We start from the raw sequence: 17,128 nt of genomic DNA, 5'->3' as shown, positions 1-17,128 counted from the left end.
AAGTTGCCGGTCAGCCGGCGAACCGGGTCTCGGGAAGTCCTTTGACCCCGAGACCATGAATGGCGAACAGGCCCCCGGCCCCGTGTTCCTTAGGCGGGATGCCGCGCATCGGGCGTCCCATGCTGGTGAAATAAAGAATGTCCAGGTCGGGGCCGCCGAACATGATGCTCGTCACGTTGCGCACCGGCACGTCGACTACCCGGTCGATGATCCCATCCGGCCTGTATCGGACGATCCGGCCCCCAAGGACCTTTGCGTTCCAAATGAAGCCGTCGGTGTCGACGGTCGCGCCGTCCACCGTGCTTGCGTAGCCCGCGTCGGATACAAAGAGACGCTTGTCGCTGACGACACCCGTTTCAAGATCGTAGTTGTACGCCCAGATGGCCTTGTGCTCGGAGTCACCGCAGTAGAACGTCCGGCTGTCCGGGCTCCAGCACGGTGCATTGAAGCAGATGAACCCCGTGTCCACCTGAGTTACGCGAAGGTCGGGGTCCAGGCGGTACAGCGACCCGTTCCCGGAGGGGTTTCTGGGTATGGTCACATCAAGCGGATGGAAGTCGTAGCCCATGCACCCCGCGAAAAACCTGCCTCGTCGATCGACCTTGCCGTCGTTGAACCTGTAGTCGGGTTGGTCGGCCAGCGGATTTCCAACGTACTCGATCCGCTGGGAATTGAACTCGTAGAGGGCGAACCCGCTTGCCAGCGCCAGCACAGCGCCTCCGTTTTCACGGAGGGCCATGGAACCGATGTACGTCGGCACATAGAAAGTGCGAACGTCGCTTCCGTCTTCACGGCAGGACCATATCTCCCCTGCCGTGCTGTCCACCCAGTACAAGCGCTGTTCGCGGACGTCCCAAACCGGGCCTTCGCCGAGATTGTTTTTGCAGTCCACTAAAAGTCGAATATCGGCCAACGCATCCTCCCTCGTTGGTCAGCACCAACAGATCAAAGGCAAGCGGTCTGGCCTCCGTCGACCGCGACAATCGCGCCGGTCATGAAGCTTGCATCCTTGGTCAGAAGGAAGACGATGACAGCCGCAATTTCCTCGGGCTCTCCCATTCTGCCGATCGGATGCTTGGCATTGACCCGCTCCACGGCAGCCGGGTCCTGCAGCATGTATTCGGTGAACGGTGTTTTAGTCATGCCCGGCGCTACCGCGTTCACGCGAATGCCAAGCGGCCCGAGTTCAGGCGACATCGATTTCGTGATGCCGGACACCGCGAACTTGGAGGCCACGTAAGGTAGCCTGTTCGCAACGCCCATCACACCCGCGCCAGAGGAGATGTTCACGATCGCGCGGTCGCCGGTATCGTCTTTCACCGCTTGCACGAAGGCTTGGCAGAGGTTGATCGTGCCCTCGAGGTTAACCGCCATGACGCGACCGAAGCTCTCCGGTTTGACGTCCACGATGCTGCCGACGCCCTTGATGCCAGCACAATTGACCAGGCCGTGTAGAGCCCCGTGGCGTTTGCGCACATCCGCAACCGTCTCGATGGACGCAGAATGGTCGCAGACATCCAGTGCGAGACCTTCCACTCTCGTCCGGTCGCCGATCTCCTGGACAACCTTAGAGACGCCCTCCTCCGTGACGTCAACGGCAATCACGGTCGCGCCTTCGGCATGCAGCCGCTTAACGGTAGCCGCGCCAATGCCGCTGCCCGCTCCCGTCACCAAGACTACTTTGCCCTCAAATCTCTGCATGCCTACTCCTCCACGGCGGCCAACCCCTGTCGGGGAAAGCTCGCATAATTTTGTATATAAAATAGGCTTTCATATGTTGAAGACGCCGTCAACATTTTATTTGCGCAATAGAGTTTCAAATACAAAAGGGCCCGGCGATCTGCCGAGCCCTCCAAAAGTGCCTTGTTCGAGGAAGACTACCGGTCGACGGCTGCTCCCGCGCCCATCCTTTTCGAGAGGTCCCGACAGGTCTCAACGAGCGCGTTACGCGCCTCGGGCACAGGCACGTGCGATGCGCTGTTTAGCCGGTGTATGAATGGCGTGGTAATCGCGGCGACAGCCTTGCCGGTGTAGTCGAAAATAGGTGCGGACAAGTTCGTCACACCGGCGAGCGTAAGTGACGGGCCCTCGCAATAACCCACATCGCGCACCCCGGGAAGATCGGCCAGAAACCTGTCCCGGCGCTCTCCGGCTTCCGTTCCGGCCAAAGTGAGCAGGTGCTCCAAAGCCGCGTCATCCATGAACGCAGCCAGCACGCGGCCTGATGCCGAATCGAAAATCGGGATTTGCGCTCCGAGCCGAACGGAGTTCAGGTTGTTGTCGGGGCAGTCCACCTGGGCGACGACCAACAGCCGCCCACCCTGCAGGATACACAGGTGGATGGATTGGTTGATCCGGTTTGCCAGCTTCTGCATCGCGTCGCCTGCAATCGCGGTCAGCCGGCGGATCGGAGGATGGCGGTGGGCGACTTCGAACAACTTTGTTGTCAACTGGTAGCGGTCATCTCCGCTAAGCTCGACGTAGCCCCGCTGGCTGAGCACCACAAGCATGCGGAAGATTTCGGACGTCGTTCGGCCGAGCATCTTTCCGATCTCGACCTGGGTAAGCCCATCGCTGGCGGATGCCAGTAGCTCCAAAATGTCGAGGCCTTTCGTGAGCGCCGGCGCACGATATTTCTCGTCTTCGGCGGACATGTCGGTCACTGTCACTTCATCCTCGATCAGCTGCGCGTTTCAACCACATTCCATCAGATAGCGATTTCATCGGCTCACGATAAGCGTCTAAATGGCAAGCGCGCCACCCCAAAAATACACCATCCCGTAGGACCGCAAAGCTCAGACGTGGTGGGGGATTCGACACGGTCACCCCGGCCCCCACCATATAACACACGCTTATAACCTTTGGCGGTAGATCGGGTTTTCGGCTTTACAGAGTCGGCTCGACGGGTTCGATTAAGCGCGTCGCAGGCCACTATCGGCAGTTTGCGCTGGAGCCCGACGGGAGGTCGGGCGGTGCTGATCGCGGCATGGATGTTTACCAGGGGGAGAATTCCATGATTACGAGACGAAACGTTTTGCTCGGTACGACTGCAGCTATTTCAGCAGGACTGTTGACGCGGGTATCGGATGCCCGCGCAGCCGAGTGGCCGGTACGACCTATCACCATCAACATCGGGAACGCGCCTGGCGGGGATGACGACACGCTCAGCCGCTTCCTGGCGCAGACAGCGAGCGAGGAACTCGGACAGCCTGTTGTTATCGAAAATCGTGCAGGCGGCTCAACTACTGTGGCAGGAAATGCTGTCGCCGGAGCCAAGCCAGACGGATACAATATCCTCTGCCTGATCACTGCCGGACTGGTTCAGACCGTCCTCAGAGATAACCTCCAGTACGGCCTCGATGACTTTGTACCGATTGTCGAAATCGGCGGTTACCCACTGGCGCTCATCGTCTCAGCCAAGGCGGGAATCACGAGTATCGACGAGTTGATGGCTGTGGCCAAGTCACCGGATGGCGTGACATTTGCCAGCGGTGGCGTAGGCACCGTGGGTCACCTGACATCCACGATGTTCCTCAAGGAGGCCGGGGGCAAAGGCGTCCACGTCTCCTACAAGAACAATCCCGAGGGCATTCAGGCTCTCGCAGGCGGCTTCACCCAGATGATCTTCGCGTCGGCTCGAGAGGCCGCGTTGCTCAAGGATGATCCCAACGTACGGGTCTTGGCAGTCACGTCTCCTGCCCGAACCGCCAATATGCCCAACGTCCCAACGACGGCGGAGATCGGCTACCCGCAGATCAACGCGCGCGTCTGGTACAGCTATGCCGCCCCAAAGGGGGTTCCCGACGAGGTGGTGACGAAGTTCTCCGCAGCGATCGTGAAGGGCGTCAAAGACCCCAAGTTCCAGGAGCGCTTCACGCCGCTGTCTTTCCAGACCGACATCAAGACCGGCGACGAACTCAAGGCTTTCCTGAAGGCCGAGCAGGACAAATTTCGCAAGGTCATTACGGAAAACAACATTCGACTGAACAACTGAGCTAGCGGCAATGGCCGCCAGCAAATGAACGGCCGACGGGTGCGGACCGCTGTGCAATCGCCGATGGGACCCGTTTTCGCTGCGGGCTCCCATCGGCGAAACGCAATTCGCTGCCCAGCAAGACGAATTCAAGGAGTGAAGATGCGCAGCTACCAACTTTTCATTGACGGGCAGTTCACCGACGGAGAACGCGGAGAGCATATCGAAACTCTCGACCCCTATCATGGCAAGCCGTGGGCTGAATTGGCTCGAGCGACGCGGGGAGACGTGGACCGCGCGGTAAAGGCGGCCCGCGAAGCGCTCGACAACGGCCCCTGGTCAAAGCTGACAGCGACTGCACGCGGCAGGATCATGCGGAAAATCGGCGATCTCATCACGCGGGATGCCGATCGGATTGCCGAGATCGAAGCTCGGGACAACGGCAAATTGCTCGCCGAAGTCCGTGGCCAGCTTAACGGCGTGGCCGAGTGCTGGTACTACTACGCTGGTCTCGCCGACAAAATCGAAGGCGCATGGATACCTGTCGAGAAGCCAGACACCATGGCGTTCACGATGCGCGAACCCATCGGCGTGGTAGCCGCCCTAACCGCCTGGAATTCACCGATCTGGTTTGCCACCGTAAAATGCGCGCCTGCCCTGGCGGCCGGCTGCACCGTCGTCGTGAAGCCGTCCGAATTCGCCTCGGCCAGCACGCTGGAGCTTGCAGCGATCGTCAAGGAAGCCGGGATGCCAGACGGGGCGTTCAACGTTGTCACGGGCTATGGACATGATGCAGGCGCGGCACTTGTCGAACATCCCGATGTCGCGATGATAACCTTCACGGGCTCCGATTTGACCGGAGCAAAAATCTACGAGACCGCTGCCAAGCAGATGAAGCGAGTCGCGCTTGAGCTGGGCGGCAAGTCACCCAACATCGTATTCGAAGACGCTGATCTCGACCTGGCTGCGGCGGGCGTCGTGTCCGGGATCTTCGGTGCAGCTGGACAGATGTGCACGGCCGGCTCCCGCCTATTGGTCCAGAAGTCGATCAAGGACGTTTTCACGACCAAACTCGTGGATCTCGCTCGGTACATCAGGATGGGCGATCCGATGGACCCGAACACCAACGTCGGTCCGATTTCGACACCTCCGCAGTTTCAAAAAGTCCTGGATTACATAGAGATCGCCCGCAAAGACGGCGCGCGATGCATCCTCGGCGGCAGCAGAGCCACCGGTGCGGACCTGAGTGCTGGCCAGTTCGTGGAGCCGACCATCTTCTCCGACGTCACCAACGACATGAGGATCGCACAGGAGGAGGTCTTCGGCCCGGTCCTGTCCATCATCGAGTTCGATACCGAAGAAGATGCCACAAGAATCGGCAACGACATCGCCTATGGCCTCGTCGCTGGCGTGTGGACGCAGAACATCGGCCGCGCGATGCGCATGACGAAGGCCCTCAAGGTAGGAACCGTCTGGGTGAATACCTACCGTGCCTACAGCTTCATGATGCCGTTCGGCGGAACCAAGAAATCCGGCCTTGGGCGAGAGAGCGGGATCGAGGCGATCAACGAATATCTCGAGACCAAGAGCGTCTTCCTGTCCACGGCGACCGAAGGCCCAACCAATCCCTTCATCATGCGGTGATGGTCCCTTTCCACGCGCGAGGCGCAGACTGCACCAAGCGAATTTAATACAAGAAAGTAAACCGCAATGAGCGCATCACCCCTTTCAACCTCGGTACATACCACAGGCCTATCCGTAAGACTGGCCGGCCGAAGGATTATTGTCACGGGAGCTGCCTCGGGTATCGGCCGCACCACAGCCGCGCTCTTTGCGGCGGAAGGCGCGAAAGTCACTCTCTTCGACCGAAACACCGGCGCGGTTCAAAAGGTCGCCGAGGAGATTGCTGCCGGCTTCTGCAGCGTCGATATCACAAATGAACCTGACGTTGCACGGGCCGTCGAAAAGGCCGCGTCCGAGATGGGTGGCATCGATGGACTGATCAATGCGGCAGGTATCATGTCCAAGGGGCTTGCTACCGAGGTGCCGGCCGACGATTGGCGTCGGATCATCGAAGTCAATCTGACCGGCACATACATCGTCGCGCGCTGCTGCATTCCGTTCCTGCAGTTGCACGAGCACTCAACGATCGTGAACATCGCCTCGGCTCAGGGACTTCTGCCGAACGCACCCGGCCACACGGCCTACGCGGCATCCAAGGGCGGCGTGGTAAACCTGACCCGCGCGCTTGCTGCGGAACTCGCGCCGAAGATCAGGGTCAACAGCATCGCACCCGGTATGGTGGACACGCCAATGGCGGATGGCTACCGCGCCAATGTGGGCAACTACGCGCTCAAGCGGTTGGCCGACCCAGAAGAAATTGCGCGAGCGCTTCTGTTCCTTACGTCATCGGAATCCTCCTACGTCACGGGCGCAGCGCTAGCGGTCGATGGCGGCCGTTCCTTCCACTGAAAACAAAACCGGGGAACACTCAAATGCAAAACGATCAACCAGCTCCGTCTCCACGCCGTCCGCTGGGAGCGAAAGATGTGACGGCCGGGGTGTTCCTGGTCGCCGTCGCTCTAGCCGGGCTCTACTATAATCAGGACTACGAAATCGGTTCGGCCGCCCAAATGGGGGCCGGCTACATGCCGATGCTTGTCTTCGGTTTGCTGGGCCTGCTCGGCGCAGCGGTCGCCATTCTCGGCATCAAAGGCGAGCACGATCCCCTGGAGAGTTGGGCTTGGAGGGAGATGGTCCTGATCCTTGGCGCGATGGCGGCATTCGGCGTCCTGATCGAGCGTGTCGGGATGGCCGTCTCGGTCGCCGTCGTCGTCGTGATCAGTGGCCTCGCTGACAGGCAGCAGACCATCCGGGGGATCGCCGGCCTGACTGTGGCGCTCGTTGCGATCTGTTGGGCAGTATTCACTCTCGGACTTGGCTTGAACGTGTCGTTCCTGCCTCCCGCCCTCACCCAGTTCTGAGCGAGACAGCCATGATCGAGAACCTCGCCCTCGGCCTTTCGGTCGCGATGACTTTTCACAATCTCGGCTTCGCCTTCATCGGTTGCATGATCGGAACGGCAATTGGGGTCCTTCCCGGTATCGGTCCGCTCGCGACCATCGCCCTTCTTCTCCCGCTGACCTTCGCGTTGGACCCGATTACAGCGCTGATCATGCTTTCCGGCATCTACTACGGCGCTCAGTACGGCGGGTCCACTTCGGCGATCCTCTTGAACCTGCCCGGCGAAGTCACGGCTGTCGTGACGACACTGGAGGGTCACAAGATGGCGAAACGTGGCCGAGCCGGCGCGGCCTTGGCCACAGCGGCGATAGGATCGTTTTTCGCTGGAACCGTGGCAACGCTGGTAGTCGCCGCTTCCGGCCCCCTACTGACGGACCTCGCGCTCTCTTTTGGCCCGGCAGAGTATTTCTCACTTATCCTCCTTGGCCTGATCATCGCAACAGTGCTCGCCCAAGGTAGCATCTTCAAGTCGATCGCCATGCTCGTGCTCGGGGTGGCGCTCGGCCTCGTCGGCACAGACGTCCAGAGCGGCCAGGTCCGGTTCTCGTTCGGCTTCTTCGAACTTTTCGAGGGCATCGACTTCGTAGCCGTGGCAATGGGGATATTCGGTGTCGCCGAAATCATCCGCAATCTTGAACACCCGGAAAACCGGAGCGGGACGGTCGCCAAGGTGGGAAGCTTGATGCTGACCAAGGAAGAGTTCAAGCGGGCAACGCCGTCGGTGATCCGCGGCACTATCGTGGGATCAATTCTTGGCATCCTCCCCGGTGGCGGATTGGCACTGTCAACCTTTGCCTCATACATGCTCGAGAGGAAGGTCTCGAAATACGGCCACGAGTTCGGCACCGGAGCAATCGAGGGTGTCGCCGGCCCTGAAAGCGCGAACAACGCTGCTTCGCAGACCTCGTTCATTCCGATGCTCACCCTCGGCATCCCGGCAAATGCAGTCATGGCTCTCATGATCGGCGGCCTGATGATCCACGGTATTCAGCCCGGACCTGGCGTGATCCAGGCCCAGCCCGCTTTGTTCTGGGGTCTGATTGTCAGCATGTGGATCGGGAACCTGATGTTGCTCGTGATCAATCTGCCATTGATCGGGATGTGGGTGTCGCTCCTGAGGCTTCCATACAAGTACCTGTATCCGGCGATCCTCGTGTTCTGCGCCATCGGCGTCTACTCGGTAAACTATTCGCCGTTCAATGTGTTCGAGACGGTCCTGTTCGGCTTTCTGGGATACCTGTTCTTCAAGCTCGCGCTCGAGCCAGCACCTCTGCTGATCGGCTTCGTGTTGGGACCGATGCTGGAAGAGTATCTGAGGCGGGCCATGGTCGTATCCCGCGGCAGCGCTTGGGTCTTCGTAGAGCGTCCTGTCAGCGCCGTGCTCCTCGCGATCGCGGCCCTCGCTCTCGGCGCAATGCTTCTTCCTTCGATCCGCCGGAAGAAGGATCAAGCGCTCGAAGAGTAGCAACACTTACCCTCGATCAATCAGAAGCACGGAACTCACCGGGATATCCAGCGCAAAGCTACGAATTTGACGGCTTGCTTGCTGCATAGCGAAGGTTGACCATCCCGTGACCGAGCTGCTGGCAATCAATCAAGGAGAGTTCCACCTTGCCAGCCAGGCCATCGGTGCCGAGCTCCACCACGCTGTCGGTGCCGGACCGTGCTTCCAAGGCCGGCGCAACGATGAAGTTGAGTTCATCCACCAATCCGCTCGCCAGCAATGCACCGTTGGTCGCCGCGCCGCCTTCAAGCACGATCCGTTCGATACCGAACTCCCGATTTACGACAGCCAGCAATTCCCCGACGTCAAAATCGGAGGTCTCGGCGACCACGTACGAAACGCCGTCTGCCGCCAGCTCGGCGAGATAGCTGTCAGGGACATCTTTCCCGAGTAGCGCAATGATGTGATCGCCAAAGAGGTCCGCACCCTTGTAGTGAACAGCGCCCGATCGATCGATCGCGATCCCAAAGCTCTTGGCATCGCGGTTTGCGAAATTGGTGGGCCTAGCAACCATGTGCGGACCTTCAGGCGCGTGGGGAGCACCTTTCGCCATCTCCGCCATAGTCACGCGGCCGACCATCCACGCTTGGCATTGGAGTTCCTCGCGCACCTTGTCGCAAATTTTCGAGAAGTCGTAACGATCACCGTCCGGCGACTTCGTCCATCGGCTTGGATGAAGGCTTCCATCCGGTGACGTCAGCATCAAGCATGCAATAAAAGGTTTCACGAGCGATACCTGCTTCTCCGATTTCGATCCGACAGATTGGGAGTTCAGCGTCTGCCAGCCTCAGATGGCGCAATAGGTCAGTGCCACGCGAGCCTCTCGCTCGGTGGTCTCTTTTGGTGATCCAATTTTCATTGAGTTCTATCCAGAGTTCGCACGGAAGTGCCCGCGGCGAGAGCGGCGCTCTGCACACCGCTCTCGAGATTGAAGATTGTCCGTTGCAAGTAGAGGCTTGCAAGATCGCGACGTAGGCGCGAAGCCGGGTGTGACAGCGCCCTTAATCGAACACGAACACGCCCTTGCCGATTTTCCGCTGCTCGAAGAGAGCGTAGGCCTCGACGGCCTGATCAAGCTGGAACTCGTGTGTAAAGAGCGCGTCCACGTCGATGCCGCGTTCGGCGACGAAGCCCGCGCACTCATCCTGAAGGTTCTTGTTGAAGGTGAGCGAGCCCACGAGGTTTTTCTGATTAGTGATGAGTTCGTTGCACTCAAACTGCATCGAGCCATGGACACCTACGAGGCAGGTAGTTCCCCACCGCTTGATAGCCTGAAGGGCCTGCTGGCGCGCCACCGAGTTGGAACTACATTCGATCGCTTTGTCTGCTCCCAGGCCACCTTTCGTGAGGTCGCGTATTGCCTTCACGGGATCATCTTTCATCGGGTTTATGACGAAGTCCGCCCCGAAATCTTTGGCCATTTGCAGGCGTTCTTCACCGACGTCGAGGGAGATGACGCGTGCACCGAAGGCCTTGGCGAAGACAGTGCAGCTTAGGCCCACCGGCCCCTGTCCGAAGATCGCGATCGTCTCGTCCGCAAGCAAATTGACCCTTTTCAAAGCGGCGTAAGCCGTGCCGCTGCCACATCCAACGGCTGCTCCCGCGTTGAACGAAAGCTGCTCCGGAAGCTTGATGATCGTGTGAGCTGGCACTTTCATGAAAGGAGCGTGCGCGCCATGGCCATTCCCGCCGAACGCGATCCGGGTGTTGTCGCAATTCTGCATCCAACCGGTGCGGCAGTTCGGGCACGTGCGGCATCCGTCATAGTGGTATACCATGACCCGATCACCAACCCGCGCTTCCCATGGACGAACGGCGGAACCAACCTCTTCGACGATGCCGCAGGGCTCATGCCCTTCGATGACGATTTGATCCTCACGCCTCTTGGGCTCGTTGAGGTGGTTCAGGTCGCTGCCGCACATTCCCGACGCCTTGATCCTTACGACAACCTCATCAGGACCAGGAACGGGATCAGGATAGTCCCGAAACTCCATCTTTCCCTCGCCTAGAAACACGAGACCCTTCATAATCTTTCCTCCACCTCAATGGTTCGGGCCTGGCCCGCCCATTTACCCCGCTGCGCGCTTGGAACGCAGTTGCTGCTCGCAAATCTCGCGCATCAGCACAATAACGATAAGGGGCGAAAGCGGCTCAGGCCGCGTGGCTTATAGCTCGGGATTATAACCCGTCATAGCGCTGAGGCTGCAGTCTAGTCTCTATCAGAGAAGCGCTAAGCCAATGCTTTAGGGCCTATCCGGCGCGATCTGCCGTTATAACCTTACATTATACCACCTTGGTCGCCCCACTGTTTTGAGCAGTTCTAGCGTGTTACCCAATTTAATCAGGAGGCACGAGACGCCGGCCATTTGGGAGCAAAGGCCGCGCTCGCAAAGCCCAACAGATTACTTGGCAATACTAGCTGTTTGGCCAGGTGGAAATACCGGAGACCGATGCCGGAGACCCACGTCTTCAGACGCTGGGATCGGAGGAGCAACATGCATGAGGGAGGTTTCCATGCACGCTACGCAGAATAGATACCGCACACACTCCAGGTCCGTATCAGGCTCGATTTTCCGGTCGTCAGCTTTGACGCTAACAGCCCTGCTCTTCGCCGGTTCCGCAATGGCGAAAGACCTGACCTTCGGCTACGTTCCGGCGAGCCTCGAATATCCCTACAACGTCATGACGGCCAAGGGCTTCGAGGAGGCAGCCAAAGAAAAGGGCGTTAAAACAGTCGTCATTGACCCGCGCGGCAGCGTAGAAAAGCAGGGGAACTCCCTCGACGATCTGCTATCTCAGAAGGTCGATGCAATTGGTTTCCTCCCGCTCGACTCCGTCGTCGCGGAAGGGTTTGTTGACAAGGTCAGCGACGCAAAGGTGCCAATCGTAGCGATCGCTTTACAGGTCGGCGATTCAGCGAAGCGTCAACTGAAAGACCCCTACCCAGGCCTATCGGCCCTGGTTGCAACGGACAACTATCAGTCCGGAGTTGTTGCTGGCGAGATGGCAGCTGGTGTGTTGCCAAAGGACAAGACAGCTAAAATTGGCATCGTCATGGGTGATCCGGCCTACACGATCGTCAAGCTCGATACCGACGGTTTCAAAGCCGCACTGGACAAGGCTGGGGCGAAATACACCATCGTTGCCGAGCAGCCGACGAACTGGACACCCGATGAAGGCGAAGCCGTTTGCCAGAACTTCCTGACGGCTCATCCTGACATCGACTTGATTTACAGCCATGCCGACGACATGGCGATCGGATGTGCACGCGCAATCGATGCATCAGCCTCGAAGCCGAAACTAATAGCGACCGGCGGTGGATCTAAACTCGGCCACGACGCAATCCTTGCCGGGGAAATGTATGGCTCGGTCTGCACGAGACCTCAACTTCTCGGCAAGCTGATGTTTGATGCCCTCTACGAGGCTGCGACAAAGCCGGAAACTCCCAAAGGTCGCTTCGTGACTTACGACATGCCTCCGATCACGAAGGAAACCATCGACTCCTGCCCTGAGCAGTGGTGAAATCTTTCGATTGATGAATGGGAGGTGTCCTTTGCAACACGATAACCCGATCATGCAATTACGTGGTGTTGTTAAGGGATTTCCCAATGGCACACTCGCCCTGCGCGGTGTCGATCTCGACATCGAGCAGGGCAAAGTCCACGGCCTGCTTGGCGCGAACGGCGCTGGCAAATCCACGCTGATCAAAATCCTGTCGGGCGCGTATTGGGCCACGCTGGGCGACATCATCTGGCGAGGTGAGCCAGTGAAATGGGATAGCCCCAAGGCAGCCAACGACATGGGGGTTGCCACCGTTCACCAACACATTCCCTTGGTCCCGACACTCTCCGTTATCGAGAATATCTTCCTCGGCAACCGCGGTCTCTGGCGTCTCTCCACGGGCATCCGCCGGGAATACGAGACTCTGTGCGAACGCATTGGCTATCGTCTCGATCCCGATGCGCTGGTGGGTGATCTCTCCATCGGCGAGCGCCAAATGGTGTCCATCATGACAGCTGTGGGGACCGGAGCCGAATTGATCGTCATGGATGAGCCTACGGCCTCCTTGGCAGCGGACGAGCGTGAGCTGGTTTACGCCACCGTACGGCGGCTCTCAAAGGGGGAAAACAAAGCGATCTTGTTCGTCAGCCACTTCTTGGATGAAGTGATGGCGCTGACTGACCAAGTTACTGTCTTGCGAGACGGAACGGCCGTCCTGCGTGCCAACACTGCGGATCTGGACGAAGACCGCATCGCCGAGGCTATTGTCGGAAAGCAGATTGTCGCCCTCGAGCGACAAGCGCAGGAACGGACACCAACCGCTGGAACAGCACGTCTGCAGGTGCAGAACCTGGCCTCCAAGGGTCGCTTTGGCCCTATTTCGTTGGATGTCGCTCGTGGAGAGGTCTTAGGCGTTGCCGGGCTTCTGGGCTCTGGCCGGAGCGAATTCCTGCATGCCATCTATGGCTCCGACCGCGATGCGACCGGCAAGGTATTGCTGGATGGAGTGGCGGTTGCGCGAAATACCGGAGCAGCCGTCAAGGCTGGGATGGGTATGGTACCGGAAGACAGAATGGCCCAGGGCTTGGTTCCGGAATTCGAGATCTGGCGAAACACAACGTTGCCGGCCCTTGGCGGTGTCTCCGTCTTGAACACAATGCCCATCGAAGAACGCGAGCGAGAACGCGGTTGGGAAGCAATCCGCACGCTGTCGATCAAGGCAAGCTCGCCGGACATACTCGTGAAGGATCTGAGCGGCGGCAACGCCCAGAAGGTTACCATCGCCAAGTGGCTCTATAGCAACGTGAAGCTATTCCTGCTTGACGAGCCCACGGCCGGCATCGACATCGGAGCAAAGACTGACATCCTGCGCCTTGTACGCAAACTGGCCAGCGAAGGTCAGTCAGTCATCATAGTCTCTTCCGAATTCGAAGAGCTGCTCGCGGTCTCGGATCGCATCATCGTTCTGCGGGACGGTCAATGCGTAGCGGTTCGCAGTGCCCATGAAACATCCGAACACGAATTGCTTCTGCTTGCCGGCGGGCAGGCTGCTTCCGTTGAAGCGGCCGTCCACTAACCGGCATCGTTGAGAAAGCGAGAGAACGCCATGAATACGATTACCCAAAGCCCGGTCGAGAAAATCCCGGACGCTCCCCAAATCAACTACGCTTCGCCGGCCACCAACTGGCGTCGCCTGTTCGGTCTGAGAGAGCGTGGCGTCTATTACGCCCTGCTGCTGTTGATTGCCGTGATAACGCTACTCACAAGTTACCTCGGTCAGTCAAACTACCTCAGTGTTTTGAACCTCTCGAACGTGGTCTATCAGTCATCGTTGATGGCCATCATGGCGGTCGCTATGACCGTCGTGCTCATCAGCGGAAACTTCGACCTCTCTGTCGCTTCGGTCGCGGCGCTAGCTGCCGTGATCCTGATCGGCAATGCCGACGCGATTGGTTTCATTCCAGCTGCGGCCCTTGCTATGGCAGTGGCTATGGCAATCGGCCTGATCAATGGATCGATCGTCCAGTTCCTGGGCATTAACGCCTTCATCGTCACCCTGGGCACGATGACTGCCGTACGCGGTCTCGTTCTGATCTACACAGACGGTCGCTCGCTGTCTGCGTCGGACCCCGACGTCATCGCAACAATGAAGGCCTTCGAGGGCGGTCGCCACGATGGTTTCTGGCTGATTGTCGCGGGCGGCGTCTTACTGCTGGCTTTGGGAGCTATCGGCCTGGCGAGGACGCTGAGCAACAAAGCCCCAATGCGCCCCTCCTCTATCGGGATGACGATTGGCGGCATCGCGCTTCTTCTGCTCGCTTGGGCGTCGGGCGGTGAGCTGACTCTGCGCAATCCGGTAATCTACCTCGCCATCTTCACCACGATTGTCTGGTTCACGTTGACCTTCACAATGGTGGGACGCCGCGTATACGCCGTCGGCGGCAACTCTGAAGCAGCCAGGCTTTCCGGCATCAATGTGCTTCTCTACAAGCTGATGGCCTTCGTCTTCTGCAGCGGCGCAGCAGGGTTCGCCGGCATCCTTTTCGCCAGCCGGCTGCGCTCCATCAATCCCGCCGGCCTCCAAGGCGCTGAGCTTACAGTTATAGCGGCAGCCATCCTCGGTGGGACGTCCCTGTTCGGCGGCGCGGGCAGCGTGATCAAAACCCTTGCGGGCGCGCTCCTCCTGTTCTCCCTCACGAATGGCTTCAACATCCTGAACCTTGGCGCGAACTGGCAGGGCCTGATCGAGGGCATTGTCGTGGTCGTAGCCGCCGCGATCTACACGGTCGGTGGGAACAAGTCGAAGTCAAAGACCGGCGGCTGACCTGACATATGTTCAGACCGCCCGGTTCACTGACGGACGGTCTTTTCTTCAATATCTGAACACTGGAGTGCATTTCGTGACCGATATTCCAAGAGTAGACTACGCCGGCAAGGTTGCCTTCGTGACCGGAGCCGGAAGCGGCGTCGGAAGGGCTACGGCTCTGGCATTCGCCAAGGCTGGCGCTTCGGTTGCCGCCGTCGATATCAACGAAGTCGGCCTCAATGAGACCGCTGCCATCATCCGTGACGCAGGCGGAAAAGTCCTCCCGATCACATGCGATGTCACCAAGGGTGATCAGGTGAAGGGCGCGATCAACAAGACGGTGGAGACGTTTGGGCGACTGGACGCGGCCCACAACAACGCCGGTATCGAACAGCCGGCGCAGCCGATCGGCGACATTTCAGAGGAGCTTTGGGACCGCGTCATCGAGGTGAACCTAAAGAGCGTGTTCCTCTGCATGAAGTACCAGATCGAAATCATGCTGAAGCAAGGCAGCGGGGCCATCGTGAACACTGCGTCGGGTGCGGGTGTCCTCGCTATCAGAAACCAATCCAGCTACTGCGCATCGAAGTTTGGCGTGGTCGCGGCTAGCAAGGTGGCAGCACTAGAGTATGCCGACAAAGGCATCCGAGTGAACGCCATTTGCCCTGGCATCATCGATACCCCCATGATCTCCCGTTACACCAATGACACGGACGAAGGCCGCGCCTTTATGATTGCCCAGGAGCCTATAGGTCGAATGGGTCGTCCCGAGGAAATCGCCGGTACGGTGCTTTGGCTTTGCTCCGAGGCGGGCGGGTTTGTAACGGGTCACGCCATGATCGTTGACGGCGGTCAGACAGCAGGCATCTGAAGCGCGACGGGAACGCTGGTCAGGCGAGGCACCTGACCAGTTCGGTTGCATCATCGAGCGTTTCCAATCGTTCGGCGAGGGCCACGGCTCTCGCCGAAACTGCTTCCGGGACCGGATTTTTCGCAACGGACGCGCATTCGAAAAACTTCACACAGACATCCTCCCAGCTCATGGGATTGTCCGCGTTGCCGGGAACACGACGCCCTTCCTCGATCCACCGCCCGCCGTCACGAGTGGTTATTTCCACGCGACCTGGCGGCAACTCAAGCTTCCAATCCAGCGTGGAATCTCGCACCAACGTCATCTTCTGGCCGACAGACAGCACCATCTTGTCGTTGAGCGCCGCTTCCGTGAAGTCGGTAACGCTCATTCCCCTCCGCACGACGGCTACCGAGACCAAATACGGAAGGCTGAACTTGGCGTCGGCGAGAGTTGCGGGCGCGCGCCGCTCATCAAGCGGCTGACACATCAGATCGTGATAATCGCCGACGTGCAGGCGGATTTCAGCAATTTCATCCGGCTGTATGTTGTTGCGGGTCACGATGTCGATGGCGGCCTTCATGTGGCTGTGCGCAGTGCCGACACATGGCCAACGCTTGTACAGCGTTCCACTCCCGAGGAATTCCCGCCCGAGGTCGGCAACTATCTTTTCGCGATCGTAGCGGCCGCCGAAATAGGTATTCAAGAAGCCGTATTGCCCCTCGAAGGCCTTGTCGATGCCCGTAACGCCCTTCTCGGCCATCATCGCGGCAAGGACAGCTCCCTTGGCCGAAAACCCCGCATACATTCCACGCAGGTCACTTCCCCTGCCCGCTACCATCTCCATGATCCCTGAAGACTGCATGGTCGCGATCCCCATAGCGGCTGCCGTCTGCGAGGGTGACAGACCCATCACGCGACTGGCGGATGCTGCCGCCGCAAAGACCGCCAACACAGTCGATAGGTTCCAGTCTTTGTTCCATCCGACATTGCACCTGAGCCGGGCGAAGATGTCCTGGCCAGCGGCCACCGCGGCGATCAGATCTTTCCCATGCACTCCACCTTGCCGCTCCGCGACAGCGAACACGGCCGGCACAATCGAGCTGGCGGTATGTTGTCCCCACGGCGTTTGGTCATCGTAGTCGAGGCAATGAGCCAGGGCACCGTTCGCCATGGCCGACATGAGGGCCGGAGCTTTCCCTCCGAACCCGAGGACCGTGCAGTCTGGCCGCCCTCCGGTTTCGGCGACGATTTCCGCGACTGCCTGAACTGCCGGTTCCATACCGCTGGCGGCAAGGATGACGCCAAGCGTGTCCAGGATGCTCTTTTTCGCCGCCCAACGTGCGCATTCATCGAGTCGATCGTAGTCGACCTCGGCAGCGTGAGTACCGAAGATATGGACAAGATCGCGCGTTTCATCAGTCATTGTCGAAAACCCTATTCCTAGTCAGTGAGCTGATGTTGCACGAA

The 17,128-nt window shown here is 59.1% G+C and carries 15 protein-coding genes; 9 read left to right on the top strand and 6 right to left on the bottom strand.

The window, feature by feature from the left end; genetic code table 11:
* Nucleotides 1–10: 10 nt before the first annotated feature.
* From RL_RS30660 to RL_RS30650, 3 genes are all read right to left on the bottom strand, one after another.
* Nucleotides 11–913, bottom strand: a complete 903-nt coding sequence (locus tag RL_RS30660) for an SMP-30/gluconolactonase/LRE family protein (protein WP_011654931.1) — start codon at nt 911–913, stop codon at nt 11–13.
* Between the two features lie 32 nt (nt 914–945).
* Nucleotides 946–1,701 (bottom strand): SDR family NAD(P)-dependent oxidoreductase, encoded by a 756-nt coding sequence (locus RL_RS30655; RefSeq protein WP_011654930.1) that lies wholly within the window; start codon nt 1,699–1,701, stop codon nt 946–948.
* Nucleotides 1,702–1,877: 176 nt separating this feature from the next.
* Nucleotides 1,878–2,654, bottom strand: a complete 777-nt coding sequence (locus RL_RS30650) for an IclR family transcriptional regulator (RefSeq protein ID WP_041936962.1) — start codon at nt 2,652–2,654, stop codon at nt 1,878–1,880.
* A gap of 359 nt (nt 2,655–3,013) precedes the next feature.
* Here RL_RS30650 and RL_RS30645 point away from each other — a divergent pair, with 359 nt between their 5' ends.
* The 5 genes from RL_RS30645 to RL_RS30625 all read left to right on the top strand — a co-directional run bounded on the left by RL_RS30645 (nt 3,014) and on the right by RL_RS30625 (nt 8,462).
* On the top strand, nt 3,014–3,994 hold the full coding sequence (locus RL_RS30645) for a Bug family tripartite tricarboxylate transporter substrate binding protein (protein ID WP_011654928.1): 981 nt from the start codon (nt 3,014–3,016) through the stop codon (nt 3,992–3,994).
* Nucleotides 3,995–4,135: 141 nt separating this feature from the next.
* On the top strand, nt 4,136–5,617 hold the full coding sequence (locus tag RL_RS30640; protein WP_011654927.1) for an aldehyde dehydrogenase: 1,482 nt from the start codon (nt 4,136–4,138) through the stop codon (nt 5,615–5,617).
* A gap of 66 nt (nt 5,618–5,683) precedes the next feature.
* Complete coding sequence (locus RL_RS30635) at nt 5,684–6,445, top strand: SDR family NAD(P)-dependent oxidoreductase (RefSeq protein WP_011654926.1); 762 nt, start codon at nt 5,684–5,686, stop codon at nt 6,443–6,445.
* A gap of 23 nt (nt 6,446–6,468) precedes the next feature.
* Nucleotides 6,469–6,957, top strand: a complete 489-nt coding sequence (locus RL_RS30630) for a tripartite tricarboxylate transporter TctB family protein (RefSeq protein WP_011654925.1) — start codon at nt 6,469–6,471, stop codon at nt 6,955–6,957.
* 11 nt (nt 6,958–6,968) lie between these two features.
* The gene (locus tag RL_RS30625) at nt 6,969–8,462 is read left to right on the top strand and encodes a tripartite tricarboxylate transporter permease (RefSeq protein ID WP_011654924.1); all 1,494 of its coding nucleotides are present in this window, start codon (nt 6,969–6,971) and stop codon (nt 8,460–8,462) included.
* A 58-nt stretch (nt 8,463–8,520) separates the two neighbouring features.
* Here RL_RS30625 and RL_RS30620 read toward each other — a convergent pair whose 3' ends face one another.
* Together RL_RS30620 and RL_RS30615 are read right to left on the bottom strand one after the other, a co-directional pair.
* Nucleotides 8,521–9,228, bottom strand: a complete 708-nt coding sequence (locus tag RL_RS30620) for a RibD family protein (RefSeq protein WP_011654923.1) — start codon at nt 9,226–9,228, stop codon at nt 8,521–8,523.
* A gap of 274 nt (nt 9,229–9,502) precedes the next feature.
* A complete protein-coding gene (locus RL_RS30615; RefSeq protein WP_011654922.1) occupies nt 9,503–10,528 on the bottom strand; it encodes a zinc-dependent alcohol dehydrogenase family protein in 1,026 nt (341 codons plus the stop codon).
* Nucleotides 10,529–11,000: 472 nt separating this feature from the next.
* Between RL_RS30615 and RL_RS30610 the strand changes: the two genes are divergently transcribed.
* The 4 genes from RL_RS30610 to RL_RS30595 all read left to right on the top strand — a co-directional run bounded on the left by RL_RS30610 (nt 11,001) and on the right by RL_RS30595 (nt 15,679).
* Entirely contained in the window at nt 11,001–12,023 is a 1,023-nt protein-coding gene (locus RL_RS30610; RefSeq protein ID WP_011654921.1) for a sugar ABC transporter substrate-binding protein, read from the top strand.
* A gap of 52 nt (nt 12,024–12,075) precedes the next feature.
* Nucleotides 12,076–13,578, top strand: coding sequence for a sugar ABC transporter ATP-binding protein (locus tag RL_RS30605; RefSeq protein ID WP_049778474.1), 1,503 nt, complete (start codon nt 12,076–12,078; stop codon nt 13,576–13,578).
* Nucleotides 13,579–13,608: 30 nt separating this feature from the next.
* A complete protein-coding gene (locus RL_RS30600) occupies nt 13,609–14,826 on the top strand; it encodes an ABC transporter permease (protein ID WP_011654919.1) in 1,218 nt (405 codons plus the stop codon).
* Between the two features lie 67 nt (nt 14,827–14,893).
* Nucleotides 14,894–15,679: a glucose 1-dehydrogenase gene (locus RL_RS30595; RefSeq protein WP_011654918.1), complete on the top strand. Its 786-nt coding sequence runs from the start codon at nt 14,894–14,896 to the stop codon at nt 15,677–15,679.
* Between the two features lie 19 nt (nt 15,680–15,698).
* Here RL_RS30595 and RL_RS30590 read toward each other — a convergent pair whose 3' ends face one another.
* Nucleotides 15,699–17,084 carry an MmgE/PrpD family protein gene (locus RL_RS30590; RefSeq protein WP_011654917.1) on the bottom strand — a complete coding sequence of 462 codons (1,386 nt, stop codon included), beginning with the start codon at nt 17,082–17,084 and terminating at the stop codon, nt 15,699–15,701.
* Between the last annotated feature and the right edge of the window lie 44 nt (nt 17,085–17,128).

It is taken from the genome of Rhizobium johnstonii 3841 (assembly GCF_000009265.1).
Taxonomy (GTDB): Bacteria; Pseudomonadota; Alphaproteobacteria; order Rhizobiales; family Rhizobiaceae; genus Rhizobium; species Rhizobium acaciae.
Note: the sequence above shows the minus strand (reverse complement) of the source record. Positions and strands in the feature narration are given on the sequence as shown.

Excerpts from the sequence above, each read along its gene's own strand:
- RL_RS30655 (WP_011654930.1), bottom strand. The coding sequence starts at position 1,701 with ATGCAGAGATTTGAGGGCAAAGTAGTCTTGGTGACGGGAGCGGGCAGC.
- RL_RS30650 (WP_041936962.1), bottom strand. The coding sequence starts at position 2,654 with ATGTCCGCCGAAGACGAGAAATATCGTGCGCCGGCGCTCACGAAAGGC.
- RL_RS30645 (WP_011654928.1), top strand. The coding sequence starts at position 3,014 with ATGATTACGAGACGAAACGTTTTGCTCGGTACGACTGCAGCTATTTCA.
- RL_RS30640 (WP_011654927.1), top strand. The coding sequence starts at position 4,136 with ATGCGCAGCTACCAACTTTTCATTGACGGGCAGTTCACCGACGGAGAA.
- RL_RS30635 (WP_011654926.1), top strand. The coding sequence starts at position 5,684 with ATGAGCGCATCACCCCTTTCAACCTCGGTACATACCACAGGCCTATCC.
- RL_RS30630 (WP_011654925.1), top strand. The coding sequence starts at position 6,469 with ATGCAAAACGATCAACCAGCTCCGTCTCCACGCCGTCCGCTGGGAGCG.
- RL_RS30625 (WP_011654924.1), top strand. The coding sequence starts at position 6,969 with ATGATCGAGAACCTCGCCCTCGGCCTTTCGGTCGCGATGACTTTTCAC.
- RL_RS30615 (WP_011654922.1), bottom strand. The coding sequence starts at position 10,528 with ATGAAGGGTCTCGTGTTTCTAGGCGAGGGAAAGATGGAGTTTCGGGAC.
- RL_RS30610 (WP_011654921.1), top strand. The coding sequence starts at position 11,001 with ATGAGGGAGGTTTCCATGCACGCTACGCAGAATAGATACCGCACACAC.
- RL_RS30605 (WP_049778474.1), top strand. The coding sequence starts at position 12,076 with ATGCAATTACGTGGTGTTGTTAAGGGATTTCCCAATGGCACACTCGCC.
- RL_RS30600 (WP_011654919.1), top strand. The coding sequence starts at position 13,609 with ATGAATACGATTACCCAAAGCCCGGTCGAGAAAATCCCGGACGCTCCC.
- RL_RS30590 (WP_011654917.1), bottom strand. The coding sequence starts at position 17,084 with ATGACTGATGAAACGCGCGATCTTGTCCATATCTTCGGTACTCACGCT.